12 protein-coding genes and 3 rRNA genes are annotated in these 19,139 nt (G+C 55.6%); 6 read left to right on the plus strand and 9 right to left on the minus strand.

Features of this window, described 5'->3' with window-relative positions; all coding sequences use genetic code 11:
- The first annotated feature begins 537 nt into the window (after positions 1–537).
- The 4 genes from OR573_00200 (at position 538) to OR573_00215 (ending at position 7,119) form a co-directional block, all read left to right on the plus strand.
- Positions 538–2,070: ribosomal RNA gene (locus OR573_00200) — 16S ribosomal RNA — on the plus strand.
- A 336-nt stretch (positions 2,071–2,406) separates the two neighbouring features.
- Positions 2,407–5,294: ribosomal RNA gene (locus tag OR573_00205) — 23S ribosomal RNA — on the plus strand.
- A gap of 130 nt (positions 5,295–5,424) precedes the next feature.
- A 5S ribosomal RNA gene (rrf, locus tag OR573_00210) occupies positions 5,425–5,540 on the plus strand.
- Together the 16S, 23S and 5S rRNA genes form the textbook arrangement of a ribosomal RNA operon.
- A 244-nt stretch (positions 5,541–5,784) precedes the next feature.
- Entirely contained in the window at positions 5,785–7,119 is a 1,335-nt protein-coding gene (locus OR573_00215; GenBank protein ID XGA80122.1) for a deoxyguanosinetriphosphate triphosphohydrolase, read from the plus strand.
- Positions 7,120–7,134: 15 nt separating this feature from the next.
- On the opposite strand, the gene OR573_00220 is transcribed toward OR573_00215, so the two are convergent.
- From OR573_00220 to tkt, 9 genes are all read right to left on the minus strand, one after another.
- Positions 7,135–8,046 carry a nuclease-related domain-containing protein gene (locus tag OR573_00220; GenBank protein ID XGA80123.1) on the minus strand — a complete coding sequence of 304 codons (912 nt, stop codon included), beginning with the start codon at positions 8,044–8,046 and terminating at the stop codon, positions 7,135–7,137.
- Positions 8,047–8,086: 40 nt separating this feature from the next.
- Positions 8,087–8,461 (minus strand): translation initiation factor Sui1, encoded by a 375-nt coding sequence (locus OR573_00225; GenBank protein XGA80124.1) that lies wholly within the window; start codon positions 8,459–8,461, stop codon positions 8,087–8,089.
- Positions 8,462–8,463: 2 nt separating this feature from the next.
- A complete protein-coding gene (locus tag OR573_00230) occupies positions 8,464–9,165 on the minus strand; it encodes an HAD-IA family hydrolase (protein XGA80125.1) in 702 nt (233 codons plus the stop codon).
- 171 nt (positions 9,166–9,336) lie between these two features.
- Positions 9,337–10,401, minus strand: coding sequence for a fructose-bisphosphate aldolase class II (fba, locus tag OR573_00235; GenBank protein ID XGA80126.1), 1,065 nt, complete (start codon positions 10,399–10,401; stop codon positions 9,337–9,339).
- Between the two features lie 72 nt (positions 10,402–10,473).
- Positions 10,474–11,643 carry a phosphoglycerate kinase gene (locus OR573_00240; GenBank protein XGA80127.1) on the minus strand — a complete coding sequence of 390 codons (1,170 nt, stop codon included), beginning with the start codon at positions 11,641–11,643 and terminating at the stop codon, positions 10,474–10,476.
- Complete coding sequence (locus tag OR573_00245) at positions 11,640–12,719, minus strand: erythrose-4-phosphate dehydrogenase (protein ID XGA80128.1); 1,080 nt, start codon at positions 12,717–12,719, stop codon at positions 11,640–11,642. The genes OR573_00240 and OR573_00245 overlap by 4 nt, the downstream gene beginning before the upstream one ends.
- 31 nt (positions 12,720–12,750) lie before the next feature.
- A complete protein-coding gene (locus OR573_00250; GenBank protein XGA80129.1) occupies positions 12,751–13,464 on the minus strand; it encodes an LrgB family protein in 714 nt (237 codons plus the stop codon).
- Complete coding sequence (locus OR573_00255; GenBank protein XGA80130.1) at positions 13,454–13,807, minus strand: CidA/LrgA family protein; 354 nt, start codon at positions 13,805–13,807, stop codon at positions 13,454–13,456. Before OR573_00255 ends, OR573_00250 begins: the two co-directional genes overlap by 11 nt.
- 12 nt (positions 13,808–13,819) lie before the next feature.
- Positions 13,820–15,817: a transketolase gene (gene tkt, locus OR573_00260; GenBank protein XGA80131.1), complete on the minus strand. Its 1,998-nt coding sequence runs from the start codon at positions 15,815–15,817 to the stop codon at positions 13,820–13,822.
- A 272-nt stretch (positions 15,818–16,089) separates the two neighbouring features.
- Here tkt and metK point away from each other — a divergent pair, with 272 nt between their 5' ends.
- Complete coding sequence (metK, locus tag OR573_00265; protein XGA80132.1) at positions 16,090–17,310, plus strand: methionine adenosyltransferase; 1,221 nt, start codon at positions 16,090–16,092, stop codon at positions 17,308–17,310.
- Between the two features lie 125 nt (positions 17,311–17,435).
- The gene (gene ligB / locus OR573_00270; protein ID XGA80133.1) at positions 17,436–19,139 is read left to right on the plus strand and encodes an NAD-dependent DNA ligase LigB; all 1,704 of its coding nucleotides are present in this window, start codon (positions 17,436–17,438) and stop codon (positions 19,137–19,139) included.

Consider the following 19,139-nt stretch of genomic DNA (forward strand, 5'->3'; position numbering starts at 1 on the left):
CGAAGCGCTTTTCATCCGGTGAGCTTTAATCTGATAAGGTGGGTAATTGAAATTTTTTTACAAAGCCTCTTGCATCCCCGCCGGCAAATCCGTAAAGTACGCATCCGCTGCCGGGGACGCACAGCGTTACCAGCGGTACTTATTCGTAAGTTCGGAGGTGAAAACCTTCGGTTTGTCAGAGAGTTAGAGAACGTTGGCGAGAAGTTGCCGCGTCTAATTTCCTCGCTGAAATCGATCGAAACACGGTATCGAAATCAGCAGTTGACAAACACACAGGAATGCGTAGAATACGCTTTCCTCGCTGAGGCAAGTCATTCAGGTCATCGAATGGCAGGTTTAATAGCCGTCTCGCGAACAGCTCTTTAAAAATTTGATCAGGTAATTCATGTGGGCGCTTGCCGATGAGGGTGATAAATCACCAACTATCAAGGCAAGCGGTCATGACAATGTAAATTGAAATGAATTCGTTTGAACCTTGAGCCAAGTTTGATGCGCTTCTGTTGCCTTAGGGTGACGAGTAAGCATCACAATGATTTTAAACTGAAGAGTTTGATCATGGCTCAGATTGAACGCTGGCGGCAGGCCTAACACATGCAAGTCGAGCGGTAACAGGGGTAGCTTGCTACCCGCTGACGAGCGGCGGACGGGTGAGTGATGCATAGGAATTTACCCGATAGTGGGGGATAACCTGGGGAAACCCAGGCTAATACCGCATACGTCCTACGGGAGAAAGGGGGCTCCGGCTCCCGCTATCGGATGAGCCTATGCCGGATTAGCTGGTTGGTGAGGTAATGGCTCACCAAGGCGACGATCCGTAGCTGGTCTGAGAGGATGATCAGCCACATCGGGACTGAGACACGGCCCGAACTCCTACGGGAGGCAGCAGTGGGGAATATTGGACAATGGGCGCAAGCCTGATCCAGCCATGCCGCGTGTGTGAAGAAGGCCCTCGGGTTGTAAAGCACTTTCAGCGAGGAAGAACGCCTGGCGGTTAATACCCGCCAGGAAAGACATCACTCGCAGAAGAAGCACCGGCTAACTCCGTGCCAGCAGCCGCGGTAATACGGAGGGTGCAAGCGTTAATCGGAATTACTGGGCGTAAAGCGCGCGTAGGTGGCTTGATAAGCCGGTTGTGAAAGCCCCGGGCTCAACCTGGGAACGGCATCCGGAACTGTCAGGCTAGAGTGCAGGAGAGGAAGGTAGAATTCCCGGTGTAGCGGTGAAATGCGTAGAGATCGGGAGGAATACCAGTGGCGAAGGCGGCCTTCTGGACTGACACTGACACTGAGGTGCGAAAGCGTGGGTAGCAAACAGGATTAGATACCCTGGTAGTCCACGCCGTAAACGATGTCGACCAGCCGTTGGGTGCCTAGCGCACTTTGTGGCGAAGTTAACGCGATAAGTCGACCGCCTGGGGAGTACGGCCGCAAGGTTAAAACTCAAATGAATTGACGGGGGCCCGCACAAGCGGTGGAGCATGTGGTTTAATTCGATGCAACGCGAAGAACCTTACCTACTCTTGACATCCTGCGAACTGGTGAGAGATCACTGGGTGCCTTCGGGAACGCAGAGACAGGTGCTGCATGGCTGTCGTCAGCTCGTGTTGTGAAATGTTGGGTTAAGTCCCGTAACGAGCGCAACCCTTGTCCTTATTTGCCAGCACGTAATGGTGGGAACTCTAAGGAGACTGCCGGTGACAAACCGGAGGAAGGTGGGGACGACGTCAAGTCATCATGGCCCTTACGAGTAGGGCTACACACGTGCTACAATGGCCGGTACAAAGGGCGGCGAACTCGCGAGAGTCAGCGAATCCCTTAAAGCCGGTCTCAGTCCGGATCGGAGTCTGCAACTCGACTCCGTGAAGTCGGAATCGCTAGTAATCGTGAATCAGAATGTCACGGTGAATACGTTCCCGGGCCTTGTACACACCGCCCGTCACACCATGGGAGTGGACTGCACCAGAAGTGGTTAGCCTAACGCAAGAGGGCGATCACCACGGTGTGGTTCATGACTGGGGTGAAGTCGTAACAAGGTAGCCGTAGGGGAACCTGCGGCTGGATCACCTCCTTAAACGATGCATCATCCCTCGCGGTAAGCGCTCACAATGAATTACCTGATCAGATAAACGCTGACATTGCGCAGTGATAAACGAACACACGCCTCTGGCAACAGATGCGCTTGGAAGAAAACGTCTTCCTTATCGGTTCTTTTATCACTGCGCATAGCAGTCGCTCTTTAACAAGATATATCAAGCTGATAAACCTTTTGAAAGGTCAGTGATTCATCACGTTTTACGTGGTGAGACCCTGCCTGAAAAAAGGTGTACGTAGTAAATTGTTGTGTGATACGTCTCAAGCGTATCCGGCAATCGTTATCATTGCGCGACCAGACTCCTTCGGGTTATAGGGTCAAGCAATGAAGCGCACACGGTGGATGCCTAGGCAGCCAGAGGCGATGAAAGACGTGGAAGCCTGCGATAAGGCTCGGCGAGGTGGCAAACAACCTGTGACCCGGGCATTTCTGAATGGGGAAACCCACTCATCACAAGATGAGTATCTTACGCTGAATACATAGGCGTAAGAGGCGAACCAGGGGAACTGAAACATCTAAGTACCCTGAGGAAAAGAAATCAACCGAGATTCCCCTAGTAGCGGCGAGCGAACGGGGACCAGCCCTTAAGCATGTGACTGATTAGGCGAATGCGCTGGGAAGCGCGGCCATAGTGGGTGATAGCCCCGTAGTCGAAAATCTGATCATGTGAAATCGAGTAGGTCGGGGCACGAGAAACCTTGACTGAAGACGGGGGGACCATCCTCCAAGGCTAAATACTCCTGGCTGACCGATAGTGAACCAGTACCGTGAGGGAAAGGCGAAAAGAACCCCGGAGAGGGGAGTGAAATAGACCCTGAAACCGTGTGCGTACAAGCAGTCGGAGCGGACTTGTTCCGTGACGGCGTACCTTTTGTATAATGGGTCAGCGACTTATATTCTGTGGCGAGGTTAACCGATTAGGGGAGCCGTAGCGAAAGCGAGTCTTAACTGGGCGATGCAGTCGCAGGATATAGACCCGAAACCGAGCGATCTATCCATGAGCAGGGTGAAGATTGAGTAACATCAATTGGAGGCCCGAACCAGGATCTGTTGAAAAAGATTTGGATGACTTGTGGATCGGAGTGAAAGGCTAATCAAGCTCGGAGATAGCTGGTTCTCCTCGAAAGCTATTTAGGTAGCGCCTCATGTAGCACCACCGGGGGTAGAGCACTGTTTCGGCTAGGGGGTCATCCCGACTTACCAACCCGAGGCAAACTCCGAATACCGGTGAGTGACGCGTGGGAGACACACAGCGGGTGCTAACGTCCGTTGTGAAAAGGGAAACAACCCAGACCGTCAGCTAAGGTCCCGAAATCCTGATTAAGTGGGAAACGATGTGGGAAGGCTCAGACAGCTAGGAGGTTGGCTTAGAAGCAGCCATCCTTTAAAGAAAGCGTAATAGCTCACTAGTCGAGTCGGCCTGCGCGGAAGATGTAACGGGGCTAAATCAGGTACCGAAGCTACGGGTTCATCCTCTGGATGAGCGGTAGAGGAGCGTCGTGTAAGCCAATGAAGGGGAATTGAGAAGTTCGCTGGAGGTATCACGAGTGCGAATGCTGACATGAGTAACGATAAAGGGCGTGAAAAACGCCCTCGCCGGAAGACCAAGGGTTTCTGTTCGACGCTAATCGGAGCAGAGTGAGTCGGCCCCTAAGGCGAGGCCGAAAGGCGTAGTCGATGGGAAACGGGTCAATATTCCCGTACCGGACATGATTGCGATGGGGGGACGGAGAAGGCTAGGTGAGCCAGGCGTTGGTTGTCCTGGTGAAAGCAAGTAGGCCGAGTGCTCAGGTAAATCCGGGCGCTTAAAGCCGAGATGCGAAACGAACTGACCACGGTCAGGAAGTCACTGATGCCACGCTTCCAGGAAAAGCCTCTAAGCTTCAGATCATGTGCGACCGTACCCCAAACCGACACAGGTGGTCAGGGTGAGAATCCCAAGGCGCTTGAGAGAACTCGGGTGAAGGAACTAGGCAAAATGGTGCCGTAACTTCGGGAGAAGGCACGCCGGCGTAGGGTGACGAGACTTGCTCTCCAAGCCCGAACCGGTCGAAGATACCAGGTGGCTGCAACTGTTTAGTAAAAACACAGCACTCTGCCAAGTCGCAAGACGACGTATAGGGTGTGACGCCTGCCCGGTGCCGGAAGGTTAAGTGATGGTGTTATCCTCGGAGAAGCTCTTGATCGAAGCCCCGGTAAACGGCGGCCGTAACTATAACGGTCCTAAGGTAGCGAAATTCCTTGTCGGGTAAGTTCCGACCTGCACGAATGGCGTAATGATGGCCACGCTGTCTCCACCCGAGACTCAGTGAAATTGAAATCGCCGTGAAGATGCGGTGTACCCGCGGCTAGACGGAAAGACCCCGTGAACCTTTACTATAGCTTCACACTGGACGCTGATGTTGCCTGTGTAGGATAGCTGGGAGGCTTTGAACCTCGGACGCCAGTTCGAGCGGAGCCACCCTTGAAATACCAGCCTGGCATCATTGGCGTTCTCACTCAGGTCCGTTATCCGGATCGAGGACAGTGTGTGGTGGGTAGTTTGACTGGGGCGGTCTCCTCCCAAAGCGTAACGGAGGAGCACGAAGGTACCCTCAGCACGGTCGGACATCGTGCAATGAGTGCAAGAGCATAAGGGTGCTTGACTGCGAGACAGACACGTCGAGCAGGTGCGAAAGCAGGTTCTAGTGATCCGGTGGTTCTGTATGGAAGGGCCATCGCTCAACGGATAAAAGGTACTCCGGGGATAACAGGCTGATACCGCCCAAGAGTTCACATCGACGGCGGTGTTTGGCACCTCGATGTCGGCTCATCACATCCTGGGGCTGAAGTCGGTCCCAAGGGTATGGCTGTTCGCCATTTAAAGTGGTACGCGAGCTGGGTTTAGAACGTCGTGAGACAGTTCGGTCCCTATCTGCCGTGGGCGTAGGATGTTTGAGAAGGGCTGCTCCTAGTACGAGAGGACCGGAGTGGACGCACCTCTGGTGTTCCGGTTGTCACGCCAGTGGCATTGCCGGGTAGCTAAGTGCGGACGGGATAACCGCTGAAAGCATCTAAGCGGGAAGCCCCCTTCAAGATGAGGCATCCCTGAGGCCTAGAGCCTCCTGAAGGGCCCAGCGAGACCAGCTGGTTGATAGGCACGGTGTGGAAGCGCTGCAAGGCGTTGAGCTAACGTGTACTAATGGCCCGTGAGGCTTGACCCTATAACACCCAAGGGGTCTGAAGCTAGTGATAACGACGCGCGAAAGCGCACCGGATACGCAGAGACGATCACCGACATTACGCAGCGGCCATTGAACGCCGTTGAATCAGCTTGCTATATCACCTGTTACGCCTGACGACCATAGCGAGTGGGAACCACCTGATCCCTTGCCGAACTCAGCAGTGAAACCGCTTAGCGCCGATGGTAGTGTGGGGTCTCCCCATGCGAGAGTAGGTCATCGTCAGGCACTTATACCGCAAAAAACCCAGCCAACCGGCTGGGTTTTTTGTTTGTGTAGTGAAAGGAAAAGAAGGGTCTCCCCATGGAGAGTCCCGGAAGCCCGGCGCAGTCCTCGTGAGGCACTTATACTAAAAATCCCCCAGAGCTGACGGCTCTGGGGGATTTTTTTATGCGTGGAAATTTTGGCGTAAGGCGTGAGGAGAATTGTTGCAGCTATTTATGTCAGAATGCAGCATCTAAGGAGGAGCCTGATGACATCAATGCGCTGGGAGCAGCTGCTTTCACCACAACGTTTGCACGACAAACGCCTCGGCAGCAGCCGTGAGATTGGCCGAAGCCCTTTCCATAAAGATCATGACCGTATCATTTTTTCAGGGTCATTTCGCCGCCTGGGGCGTAAGACGCAGGTACATCCCTTAACTGAGAATGATCATATCCATACCCGTTTGACGCATTCGCTGGAAGTAGGCTGTGTTGGCCGCTCCTTGGGTATGAGCGTGGGTGAACTACTGGGAAGCCGTTTACCTAGCTGGATATCGCCTGCTGATTTGGGCGTCATTATCCAGACGGCCTGCCTTGGCCATGATATTGGTAACCCTCCTTTTGGCCATGCCGGTGAGTATGCTATCCGTGACTGGTTTCAGCGCGCTGAGAGCAGTGGCCTGCTGGATGGCTTATCAACGCCTGAACGGGATGACTTGCTTACCTATGAAGGTAATGCCCAAGGATTTCGAGTCATCACCCAGATTGAGTACAACCAGTTCCAGGGCGGTATGCGCATGACAGCAGCAACTTTGGGCACCTTGTTGAAATATCCCTGGAGCGTTGAGCATCGAACCCAGGAAGGTAAGTTTGGCGCTTACCAGTCAGAACTGGACATATTGCGTGAAGTGGCTGAAGCACTCGGGCTTTTAGCGCAGGGAGATAATCGTTGGTGTCGTCACCCGTTGGCCTGGTTGGTAGAAGCGGCTGATGATATTTGCTATGCCCTTCTAGATCTGGAAGATGGACTGGAAATGGGCATTCTGCACTACAGTGAGGTGAGTGACATTCTCAAGCATATTGCCGGAGAGGTGCCCGTTGAATATCTTGAAATGCAAAAGCGCGGCGTCTCCCAGCGGAGGCGTATTGCGCTTCTGCGCGGCTCGGCGATGGAGCGGGCGGTGAATGAAGTCAGTGCTGTGTTTGTTCAGCATGAGCAGGCGCTGTTAGCGGGCCGTCTGGAAAATGACCTGCTGGAACTTTGTCACCCTGACTTGGGTTGGGGGGTGCGTGCGGCTAAGCAGCTGGCACGGGAAAGGATATTCCAGAACGAAAGAAAGGCAAAACTTGAAATTGGTGCCTACACGACGCTGGGCATCTTGCTGGAAGCCTTTATAGGCGCTGCCCATGAGTTGCATCACACCGGGCGCTTATCCTTCAAGCATCAGAGGGTGTTGGCCCTGATAGGCGAAAACACGCCACAGCGTGACTGGACGCTATACGCCAGCTATCGCCGTATGCTGGACTTTATTGGCGGCATGACGGATCACTTTGCCGTTGATCTGGCACAGGAAATGGGCGGCAAGCTTAAAGGCAGCAGTTAAAAAGGTAAGGCGCATTCAAACGGAAGGCTGTCGCAGCGGCTTGCCTTCCATCAAACGGGCCCGTTCAAGCAGCAGATAGATGATCTTGTCATGCAGGGCATCATCAAGCTCGCCTAGAACCAGTCCTGAAAGCTTTTGGGCCAGGTCGTCACCACTTACGACGAGAATATCATCAGCGGCTTCGGAGGTGTCAATTTCCCAGCCGGGCAAGACCAGAACACCGCGGACAGGAACGCTGATGCCGCAGTTCTTTTCCAGCCACTGAGCGACCCAGTGAGCCGCCTGTCTTGTCTTGTACAAGGGGCGGCGCTCCTGCCAATGCGGGAAGCGCAGACGCTCATGCTCTACAAATACCTGTGTCAGCTCTTTGCCATTGCTTCCCAGCGCTTTGGAACGCGCCCGGGTTTCCACCACAAAGACTCCGTGTGGGGTGACCACCACATGATCAATGGTAAAGCTGTCTGTCGGCACATCATGAAAGATATAGTAAGGATGCGCGTCAGGCCGGATCAGTCTTTCCAGTTCCTGACCGACAGCAAGTTCACAGGCCAGCCCAAGCTTGAGGCGTCGGATACGCTGGTAATCGCGTATCAGCAACAGTGAAAAAACCAGCACCAGAACCGTGCTCAGCAGCCCATAAAGCGCCCACTCCACCCAGTCCTGGCGATCGACAAACAACATCCTGCCCATGCCATAAACCAAGGGTGAAAGGCTGATCAGCGGCCCCAGGGTGCCATTAAGAAAAAGGCTAGAGAATGCCTGGTCAAGGCGGTTACGTAAGGCCTGGCCGGGCGTGCGCAATGGATGGGCATCAAAGGGAGAATTAACGCGGGCATCATACAGACTACGCAAGGCAAGAACGATGGCCGCCATAGCGGCCATCGGAAATAGAAAAATCAGTGGTAGCAGGTATTCCAGCCAAACCATAACGAATGCCTTGGTAAGCCGATGGTCGATTCAGTTTGGTTCAACCACCGGCAAGTTTTGCCTGGTAACCATGTTCAGCGAGCGCTTGTTTGAGCGTTTCACGATGATCACCCTGGATTTCAATGACTCCCTCCTTGACCGCACCGCCAGTGCCGCAGCGTTTCTTCAGCTGCTTGGCCAGTACCTTGAGCTCCTTTTCAGGCAAAGGGATACCTGACAGTGTAGTGACGCCCTTACCCTTGCGGCCACTGGTTTCGCGACGAATGCGCACGATACCATCAAGCGAGGCAATGCGTGCCTGTTCAGCAAGGTCATCACAGCAGCAGCTTTCAAGCGCCTGGCGACAGTCCGGGCAGATATCACCCTGTTCTGTCGAGTAAACAAGCCCGCCGAGCTGATCACGTAATGACGCCATGATTAGGCTCCTTTATAACGTTTGAATGTGGTGCTGTTACCCCATCGTTCACGCGTCAACTGGTGAATGACAGTGGGTAGTTGATACATGCTGTTGATCATGATGGCGTCTTTAGGGGTTTTTTCGGCATCAGGAAAACGGTTCAGATGTACCACTGTCATCCCGGCATCCAGTGCTGCCTTGACACCGACCAATGCATCATCAATGGCAATGCAGTCAGCAGCGTCAAACCCCATATTGTGTGCTGCATGGAGATGTAAACCAGGCTCTGGCTTCCAACAGTTGGCCGCATAGCCGCTGAACAGGTGGCCATTGAAGTAGCCATCCAACGCGGTGGTTGCCAGGGCGTTGAGGATCTTTTTTTCTGGCCCGTTGGAAACCACCGCTCTGGGGTAGTCGCTTAACTGCTGCAGAGCTTCGCGGGCACCGTCGATAGTGGTGAGTTCATTGCTGAGGCGGGTGGCCAGATTGGCACGCATGGCACTTTCCATGATTTCCAGCTGATCACGGGCAACCGCGCCGTAGCGTTCTTGCAGCTCGGCCACAATACGACGAAAACGTGCACCGCGGAACTCACCCATATAGTCGGAAACGACAAAGGGAAGGCCTACCGCATTGAGGCCGATTGCCATCTCTTCTGCCAGAAGTGGCTCGCTATCGACCAGAGTGCCGTCGCAATCAAATAGCAGAAGAGGCAAAAACATGGTTGATCCTTGCACTGTTCAAAGCGCGGCTACCTGACACACACCATAACAACATAATAGGATGATTCTACGACGTTAGCGAACACTGTTCTATCACTTTTGCATTGTTCTGCGCAGACCTACTAAAAAGGCAGCCCATAAGGCTGCCTTGTTTGGCCATGGGTCAGGCAATTACCTGATCTTGGGAGCCAGTTCACCGCTTTCGTAGCGCTTGAACATCTCTTCCAGATTGATCGGTTTGATCTTGCTGGCATTGCCTGCTGTGCCGAAGGCTTCGTAGCGGTCAATACACAGGCCACGCATGGCGCTGACGGTTTCCTTGAGGAATTTGCGCGGATCAAATTCAGACGGGTTCTCAGCCAGAAAACGACGTACCGCACCTGTGGAAGCCAGACGCAGATCGGTATCAATGTTGACCTTGCGCACACCGTGCTTGATGCCCTGAATGATTTCTTCTACGGGAACGCCGTAGGTTTCAGGAATCTCGCCGCCATAGCGATTGATGACTTCCAGCCATTCTTGGGGTACGGAAGAAGAGCCGTGCATGACCAGGTGAGTGTCTGGAATGCGCGCATGAATTTCCTTGATACGCTGAATCGACAGGGTATCGCCCGTCGGCGGACGGGTAAACTTGTAAGCACCGTGGCTGGTGCCGATGGCAATGGCCAGGGCATCCACCTGGGTTGCCTTGACGAACTCTGCGGCTTCTTCAGGATCGGTCAGCAGCTGTTCCATATCCAGCTTGCCTTCTGCCCCGATACCGTCTTCTTCGCCAGCCATGCCGGTTTCCAGGCTGCCCAGGCAACCCAGCTCACCTTCCACTGAAACGCCACATGCATGTGCCATTTCAACAGTACGGCGGGTCACGTCAACGTTATAGTCGTAATCCATGGGCGTCTTGCCGTCTTCACCCAGGGAGCCATCCATCATCACCGAGGAGAAGCCCAGCTGAATGGAGCGTTGGCAGACCGCAGGGCTGGTGCCGTGGTCCTGGTGCATGGCCACCGGAATATGCGGGAATTCTTCAACGGCGGCCAGGATCAGATGGCGTAGGAAAGGCGCGCCCGCATATTTGCGTGCGCCAGCAGACGCCTGGACGATCACTGGAGAGTCGGTTTTATCCGCCGCTTCCATGATGGCGCGCATCTGTTCGAGGTTGTTGACGTTGAAAGCGGGAATGCCGTAACCGTATTCAGCGGCATGATCCAGCATCTGACGCATGCTAATAAGAGCCATAAAGTCACCTTATATAAAATAAATCGTTATCGTGTGTGGGTAGAGTCTGATCAAAATGGATTACCTGGCCGTCTAGGCGCCTGATGCCGCAGCCTCCAGAGCAGCGACTGCCGGTAATGTCTTGCCTTCGACGTATTCAAGGAATGCCCCGCCCCCCGTCGAGATATAGGAAACACGCCCGGCTATCGCGTACTTGTCGATAGCGGCCAATGTATCGCCGCCACCGGCAATTGAGAATGCCTGGCTTTCAGCAATCGCATGGGCAATGACTTCGGTGCCTTTGCCGAACTGGTCAATTTCAAAGACGCCCACCGGGCCGTTCCAAAGGATCGTTCCTGCGTCTTTCAGCAGGCCTGCCAAGTGGGCTGCGGTATCCGGGCCGATATCCAGAATCATTTCATTATCGGCCACCTGATCCACAGGTTTGACGACAGCTTCTGCCGACTCGGAAAACTCGGTGGCAACGACGACATCGGTCGGCATTGGAATAGCCACTTTCTCCATCAAGGCCTTGGCCTGAGCGACCAGATCAGCTTCATGGAGTGATTTACCTACATTATAGCCTGCTGCGGCGATAAAGGTGTTGGCGATGCCGCCACCGACAATCAGTTGGTCGCATTTTTCAGACAGAGCGTTGAGCACATCCAGCTTGGTGGATACCTTGGAGCCGCCCACAATGGCCGTCATCGGGCGCTTGGGGTGGGCTAGGGCTTTTTCCAGTGCTTCAAGTTCGTTGGCCAATAGCGGCCCGGCACATGCGGTGGGTGCAAAGCGGGCGACGCCATGGGTCGATGCCTGGGCGCGGTGGGCAGTGCCAAATGCATCCATCACAAAGATGTCGCACAGCGCGGCGTACTGCTTGGCCAGCGCTTCGTCATCTTTTTTCTCGCCTGTGTTAAAGCGTACGTTTTCAAGCAGCACGACATCGCCATCGCTCAGCTCGGGACCGCCTTCCAGGTAGTCCTTGACCAGTGTGACGGGGCGGCCCAACAGTTGGCCAAGGTGAGCGGCGACCGGAGCAAGGGAAAACTCTTCGGCAGGCTCGCCTTCTGTGGGGCGGCCAAGGTGGCTCATCAGCATCACCTTGGCACCAGCATCGGCAGCAGCCTGAATGGTGGGCAGGGCGGCACGCAGGCGGGCGTCACTGGAAACGCTGGCATTCTTGATAGGTACGTTCAGATCTTCACGAATCAGGACGCGTTGACCCTGGAGTGGCAGGTCGGTCATCTTTTTTACGTTCATGTGCAGCTGTCCTCGTGTGAGTCAGATGATAAGAAATCGTGGCGGGGCTGTGTCAGGCGTGCCAGGCGCTGGCTGATATCCAGCATGCGGTTGGCAAATCCCCATTCGTTATCAAACCAGCAAAGCAGTTTGATCAGCCGCGTGCCGGCTACCCGGGTCTGGGTGGCGTCCAGGATGCCGGAGTGCGGATCATGATTGAAATCCACTGAGGCCATGGGCGTTTCGGTATACCCCAGAATACCTTGCAGATGGCGCTGGCTTGCCGTCTTTAATAGCTGATTGACTTCCTCTACGTGGGTATCCCGGGCAACCGTGATGGCAAGATCCATCACCGAAACATTAATGGTCGGAACCCGCAGGTGCAAACACTCGAAACGCCCGGTCAATTTGGGCATCAAACGGCTGATGCCACGTGCCAGGCCGGTATCTACCGGGACAATCGAATGCATGGCGGAGCGTGTCAGGCGTAGGTCTGTCTGATGATAGGCATCAATCACCGGTTGATCATTCATGGAAGAATGAATCGTGGTGGTAACGCCGTGTTCAACCCCTAACGCCTCATCCAGCACGGTTAGCAGCGGTAGCAGGCAGTTGGTGGTGCAGGAAGCCGCCGACAGTATATGCTGCCCAGCTGACATCATGTCCTGATTGATGCCCCACACGATGGTGGCGTCCAGATCATTTTCGGCCGGTTGAGAGAACAGCAGGCGCTTGGCACCTGCTGCCAGGTGTTTCTCGGCGGTGGCACGATCCTTGAAACTGCCCGAGCACTCAAGCACCAGGTCGATATCAAGCGCTGCCCAGGGAAGCTTTTCCGGGTCAGGTTCGTTCAGAACCCGAATGGATTGACCATTGATCACCAGGTGGTCGTCATGGCTTTCCACCTGAACAGGAAAGCGTCCGTGGGTGGTATCGAAGCGGGTCAGGTAGGCGATGGTCGCCAGGTCGGAGAGCTCGTTGATCGCCACGATCTGGATATCTGCCGACTGACGCTCTACCAAGGCACGCAAAACGCACTGGCCAATGCGGCCATAGCCGTTGATGGCAATACGAAAAGTGGAAGCCCGCGCGGCCATATGTCTCCTTGATGCGTGCTAAAGATGGGAACTAGCTGATAAAGTGCCAGGCCAGTGGTAGCAACAATGCCGTGAAAATGCCTGTCAGGCTCATGCCTAACGAGGCAAATGCGCCTGCGGTAGGGCTGATCTCAAAGGCCCTGACCGTGCCAATAGCATGGCCATTAAGCCCTAGTGCAAAGCCGATCAGGCGCTCATCGCTAATCTTCATCAACTTAGTGGCGAGGCTGACAACGGCAATGGCCACGACGCCTGTGATCAGAAGCCCGCCCATCAGCAGCGGAATGGAGCCGCCCAACTGCTGGGTAATCCCGATGGCAATCGGGGCCGTGACGGATTTCGCTGCCAGAGAAGCCAGTACTGTGTCGGGCAAGCCCATCAGCCAGGCAATGCCCACCGCGTAAACAACCGCCAGGCTGGCACTCACCGGCAAACACACCATTAGAGGGCGCCATAGCTCGCGGATACGTGGAAACTGCTGATAAAGCGGCATACCCAGCGCCACTGTGGCGGGGCCAAGCAAAACCGACAACCAGGCTGCCCCTTGCTGATAAGTCGTGTAGTTAAGCCCGCTGATCAGCAGGAACACCGCCAGTAGCAAGGCAGCGATCAATACCGCCGGTAACCAGGTAGGTTGTTTAAGCCGCCTGAAGATGGCCATACCGATCAGGTAGGCGGCCAGGGTCAGTGCCACGGCAAACAATGGGGTTGCGGTCAGCTGTTCAAGTAAGGCGTCACTTAACATCCTGGCCCCGTATCAGGTGGCGCATCAGCCACAGGGTGGTCAATACGCTCAACAGAGTGCCCAGCGCGAGGCTCAGAATGATAGCGACCCACTGTCCACCAAGCTCCCCGGCGACGAAGAAAACGCCTACGACGCCAGGCATGATCAGCATCGCCAGCAGCGCAATCAGCGGTTGGGCCGCGGCCGCCAGGGTGTCAGGCACGCCACCGCGTAGCGCCAGGGTGATACTTAACAGCAGCATGCCCAACACGCCGGAAGAGACCGGAATGGCGGTGAGATAAACGATGACCTCACCGATCAGCCAGAAGCTGACAAGCCATAGAAAACCGCCTAACGCCGTCACAGGATTAACCTATCAGGCTTGCCCAAGCAGCTGATTGGCCTGTGCGACGATATTGTCGACGGTAAAGCCAAAGTGCTTGAACAGATCGCCAGCAGGTGCTGATTCACCATAGGTGGTCATGCCGATCACGCGGCCGTCCAGGCCAACATACTTGTACCAGTAATCGGCATGGCCTGCTTCGATAGCGATCCGCTTGGTGACGCTGGCTGGCAGTACTTTTTCCCGATACTCCGCATCCTGGCCGTTAAAGCGGTAGGTAGACGGCATGGAAACCACGCGCACTGCTTTGCCGTGTGTTTCCAGCTCGGCGGCGGCATCCATAGCCAGGGCGACTTCGGAGCCTGTGGCAATCAGAATCAGCTCAGGCGTTGTATCGCTGTCTTTGAGGATGTAACCACCGCATTGAATGTCAGCCAGCTGGGCCCTGGTGCGCGCCTGGTTAGGTAGGTTCTGGCGAGACAGCACCAGCGCCGTCGGGCCTGAATGACGCTTCAGCGCCGCATCCCAGGCAGCCGCAGTTTCGGTAGCATCACAGGGGCGCCAGGTGTTCAGATTGGGCGTGGTGCGCAGGCTGGTCAGCTGTTCAACGGGCTGATGCGTCGGGCCGTCTTCACCCAAGCCGATGGAGTCATGGGTGAAGACATAGATAGCACGTTGGCCCATCAGCGCGGCCATGCGTACGGCATTGCGCATATATTCCATGAAGATCAGGAAAGTAGCGCCATAGGGCACAAAGCCGCCGTGCAGGGCAATGCCGTTCATGATAGCGCCCATGCCGAACTCACGTACCCCGTAGTGCAGGTAGTTACCGCTGGCATCATCCGGCGTGATGGCCTTGGCGCCGTTCCAGAACGTCAGGTTGGAGGGCGCCAGGTCAGCGCTGCCGCCAAGCAGTTCGGGCATTTGCGGCCCCAGAACATTCAGGGCACCTAAGGATGCCTTGCGTGAAGCGATATTCTCGCCCTTTTCCTGGCTTTGCTGGACAAGAGCTTCGCTGGAAAGCTGGGGGGGCAGACGGCCTTTCAGGCGGCGCTTGAATTCCAGGGCCTCATCCGGAAACGCCTCTGCATAACGGCGCATCTGTTCTTCCCAGGCCTGCTGGCGCTGCTTGCCGGCTTCGCGGGCATCCCAGGCGGTGTAGACAGGCTCGGGAATATGGAAAGGCGCATGCGGCCAGCCAAGCTGTTCTCTGGCAGCCGCCACTTCATCATCACCCAGCGGCGCGCCATGGGATTCTTCCTTGCCCTGCTTGTTGGGGGCACCAAAGCCAATAATGGTTTTACAGATAACCAGGCTGGGCTTGTCATCCTGCTGCTTGGCCAGTTCGATAGCCGCCTTGATCTCTTCTGGCTTGTGGCCGTCAACGCTGGGCACCACGTGCCAGCCGTAGGCTTCAAAACGTTTGGCAGTATCGTCAGTGAACCAGCCATCAACCTCGCCATCAATTGAAATGCCGTTGTCATCATAGAAGGCTGTCAGCTTGCCCAGTTGCTGGGTGCCGGCCAGTGAGGCCACTTCATGGGAGATGCCTTCCATCAAGCAGCCGTCACCCATAAAGCACCAGGTGCGATGGTCGACAATGGTGTGGCCAGGGCGGTTGAACTGAGCGCCCAGGGTTTTCTCGGCAAGTGCCATGCCCACGGCATTGGCAAAGCCCTGACCCAGGGGGCCAGTAGTGGTTTCGATGCCCGGTGCATAACCGAATTCAGGGTGGCCTGCGGTCTGTGAGTGCAGCTGACGGAAGTTACGCAGCTGCTCCAGGCCAAGATCGTAACCGCTTAAATGCAGCAATGAATAAAGCAGCATCGAACCATGGCCGTTGGAGAGAACAAAACGGTCACGATCCGCCCATTTGGGATCTTCGGGGTTATGCTTGAGGTAGTCATTCCATAGCACCTCGGCAATATCTGCCATACCCATGGGGGCGCCAGGGTGGCCGGATTTGGCCTTCTGAACAGCATCCATGGAAAGGGCGCGAATGGCATTGGCCAACTCGAAACGGGACGGCATGGGGTGCTCCTCGCCTGAAAACGATAATAAAGCGCTTATTGTCGCTGACTTCGCCAGCGGCGGCAAATAATGCTGCATGGGTGGGGTTGGACAAGAGTTGTCAGTTGATAGCAGGGATATCCGCGTAAGACGCTGGGAAGCGCTGCCAACAGGGTGTAGACTCTGCCCCCCGAAGTGGCCGTGCCACTTTCGATTATGTAGGCAGGGCCTCCTGCCATGATTTCCTGCTGATGCTACGAGCGACAGCCGTCACACAGAGGGTCAAGAGCGCGATGAGCGAATATTCCCTGTTTACCTCCGAATCCGTTTCCGAAGGGCATCCCGACAAGATTGCCGATCAGATTTCTGATGCCGTGCTGGATGCCATCATCGCCCGTGACAAGCAGGCCCGGGTTGCCTGTGAAACCATGGTCAAGACGGGCGTTGCGATTATTGCCGGTGAGATTACCACAGCTGCCTGGGTCGATCTGGAAGCCCTGGTGCGCCAGGTAATTACCGATATCGGCTATACCTCATCAGATGTTGGCTTTGATGGCGCGACCTGCGGCGTTGTGAACCTGATTGGCAAGCAGAGCGTTGATATTGCCCAGGGCGTTGACCGCACCAAGCCGGAAGATCAGGGCGCGGGTGACCAAGGCCTGATGTTTGGCTACGCCACCAATGAAACCGCCTCGCTGATGCCTGCACCGATCCACTATTCCCATCGTCTGGTGGAGCGTCAGGCTGAGCTGCGTAAACAGGGCCTCTTACCCTGGCTGCGCCCGGATGCGAAAAGCCAGGTGACCTTCCGTTATGACGCCGATGGCAAGCCTTGTGGCGTGGATGCCGTGGTGCTTTCCACCCAGCACGACCCTGAGATTGATCAGGAAGCGCTGCGCACCATGGTCAAGCGGGAAATTATTGAAGAGGTTATTCCCGCTGAATGGCTGGATGACAGCACCCAGTTCCATATCAACCCGACCGGCAAGTTTGTGATTGGCGGCCCTGTGGGTGATTGTGGCCTGACCGGGCGTAAGATTATCGTCGATACCTACGGCGGTATGGCGCGCCACGGTGGCGGTGCCTTTTCCGGCAAGGACCCGTCCAAAGTTGACCGCAGTGCCGCCTATGCAGGCCGTTATGTAGCCAAGAATGTGGTTGCTGCAGGTCTTGCCGACAAGTGTGAGATTCAGATTTCCTACGCCATTGGCGTCGCCGATCCAACCTCGGTATCTGTCGATACATTCGGCACCGGAAATATTGCCGATGCTGAAATCGTCAAGCTGGTACGCGAGCATTTTGATCTACGTCCCTTTGCGATTACCAAGATGCTTGATCTGCTGCACCCGATGTACCAACTGACAGCCGCCTATGGTCACTTTGGTCGTGAGCCGTTTGAGCACAGCTACCGCTGGCTGGATGTCAAAGGCCAGGAGCAGGTCGAAACCTTTACCGCCTTCCCATGGGAAAAAACCGATAAGGCGGATGCCCTGCGTCAGTCGGCGGGCTTGTAACACCCCCTGAGACGTTGCATTTCTTAACAGCCTAGCGCCCCGCGGAATTTATCCACGGGGCGTTTTTTGTCTACGCTTAACTTAAAAGGCGCAGGTAAAGGCGCTAAACAAAGGAGAGCACAAGGATGTGTCGTCATCACTATTTTATCAATTATCTGTTACTTGTTTGGCTGGCGCTATGCAGTTCCACTGCCCAGGGGGCCGATTGCCCAATCAAACCGGCTGAAGCGCTTGATGCTGATATCCAGTCATTAAGCCAGCAGATCAGCCAATGGGATGACGCTTATTACCAGCAAGGCAAATCGCTGGTCAGCGATGATATTTACGATCAGGCGGTTGCCACGTTGGAACACTGGCGCCGCTGTGCGGGGGCCTCCCAACCACACCGGCCCGAACGAGAGGCTGTTACACCTCATGAACTGCTCGCCCACCCCTATGCTCAGCGTGGCCTTGAAAAGCGCGATAATGCAGGGATTCAGCGTTGGATGCAGCGCCGTGACGATCTCTGGATACAGCCCAAGGTGGATGGCGTTGCAATCACTCTTGAATACCTTGATGGGCGCTTGTTAAAGGCGATCAGCCGTGGCGATGGCCAGCACGGACAGGACTGGACGCCCCGTGCCCGCCAGATACCAGCGGTTCCCAACCGACTTCCAGAAGTCATTACGACAGTTCTACAAGGCGAGCTCTACTGGCGGGCAGACGACGATTATGTACAGTCTCAAGACGGGCACCGTCAGCTGCGTGGTAAAGTCGCCGGAGCGATGGCGCAGGAGGCGCCCGATGCAAAGACGTTGGCACGCATCGGGCTGTTTGTCTGGGCATGGCCGAACGGCCCTCAGACCATGGAGAAACAGCTGGCTCGGCTCGCAGAGCTAGGGTTTGATAGCGCAGAATATTCCCATCCCGTATCTGATTATGCTCAGGCTGAGCAGTGGCGTGAGCGCTGGTTTGATCAGCCTCTGCCGTTTGCAACCGACGGTGTGGTACTCAAACAAGCTCTGCTCTCTACTGAAGCACTGTCGTCAAACGATGCACCTCCGGCATGGGCGCTGGCCTGGAAATATCCCGCGCAACAGGCACTGGCAACCGTGCGTGGGATGGCTTTTCGGGTTGGCCGGACGGGACGTATCACGCCGCTGGTGCATCTCCAACCAGTCATACTGGAAGGGCGCCGAATCAGCCGTGTATCTCTGGGTTCGCTGGCGCAGTGGCAAGCGCTGGATATCCGTGCTGGTGATAAGGTAGCGGTAACGCTGGGTGGGCTGACGATTCCTCAGTTGGCGGGCGTGGTCTGGACGTCGCCCAAGCGCCAGCCCCTATGGGTGCCGGATGAGCAGGACTATCATGCATTGAGTTGCCTGACGCTTAACGAGGCGTTACCGGGCTGTCAGGATCAGCTGCTGGCCCGCCTGGTATGGCTTGGGGAGACGCTTGAAATGAAGGGTATCGGTGAAGGCACCTGGAAGAAGCTGATGAAAGCTGAGGTAGTGACCCACCTGATTGACTGGGTTCAGCTGGATAAACAGACACTGATAGCGGCTCCGGGTATTGGCGCCGCGACGGCAAACCGGCTTCTGGCCGAGTTTGATGCGGCAAGAAAGCAGCCATTTGCCAACTGGCTACAGGCGCTTGGCGCACCATCGGGCAGTGATCAAACACAAGGCGACTGGGCAAGCCTGGCCGCGCTGAGCGCAGCACAATGGCAGGCGCTGCCCAACGTTGGGCCTGTGCGCAGCAGAGCACTGGATGCGTTTTTTACCCACCCGGAAATCCAGCGGATGGCGGCTGCGCTTGAAAAAGCAGGCGTGGAGGGGTTTGAACGATAG

This window comes from Halomonas sp. CH40, from assembly GCA_041875495.1.
Taxonomy (GTDB): Bacteria; Pseudomonadota; Gammaproteobacteria; order Pseudomonadales; family Halomonadaceae; genus Vreelandella.

What these genes read in the sequence shown, in the direction of transcription:
- OR573_00215 (XGA80122.1), top strand. Translation starts at nt 5,785, where the DNA reads ATGACATCAATGCGCTGGGAGCAGCTGCTTTCACCACAACGTTTGCAC.
- OR573_00220 (XGA80123.1), bottom strand. Translation starts at nt 8,046, where the DNA reads ATGGTTTGGCTGGAATACCTGCTACCACTGATTTTTCTATTTCCGATG.
- OR573_00225 (XGA80124.1), bottom strand. Translation starts at nt 8,461, where the DNA reads ATGGCGTCATTACGTGATCAGCTCGGCGGGCTTGTTTACTCGACAGAA.
- OR573_00230 (XGA80125.1), bottom strand. Translation starts at nt 9,165, where the DNA reads ATGTTTTTGCCTCTTCTGCTATTTGATTGCGACGGCACTCTGGTCGAT.
- fba (XGA80126.1), bottom strand. Translation starts at nt 10,401, where the DNA reads ATGGCTCTTATTAGCATGCGTCAGATGCTGGATCATGCCGCTGAATAC.
- OR573_00240 (XGA80127.1), bottom strand. Translation starts at nt 11,643, where the DNA reads ATGAACGTAAAAAAGATGACCGACCTGCCACTCCAGGGTCAACGCGTC.
- OR573_00245 (XGA80128.1), bottom strand. Translation starts at nt 12,719, where the DNA reads ATGGCCGCGCGGGCTTCCACTTTTCGTATTGCCATCAACGGCTATGGC.
- OR573_00250 (XGA80129.1), bottom strand. Translation starts at nt 13,464, where the DNA reads ATGTTAAGTGACGCCTTACTTGAACAGCTGACCGCAACCCCATTGTTT.
- tkt (XGA80131.1), bottom strand. Translation starts at nt 15,817, where the DNA reads ATGCCGTCCCGTTTCGAGTTGGCCAATGCCATTCGCGCCCTTTCCATG.
- metK (XGA80132.1), top strand. Translation starts at nt 16,090, where the DNA reads ATGAGCGAATATTCCCTGTTTACCTCCGAATCCGTTTCCGAAGGGCAT.
- ligB (XGA80133.1), top strand. Translation starts at nt 17,436, where the DNA reads ATGTGTCGTCATCACTATTTTATCAATTATCTGTTACTTGTTTGGCTG.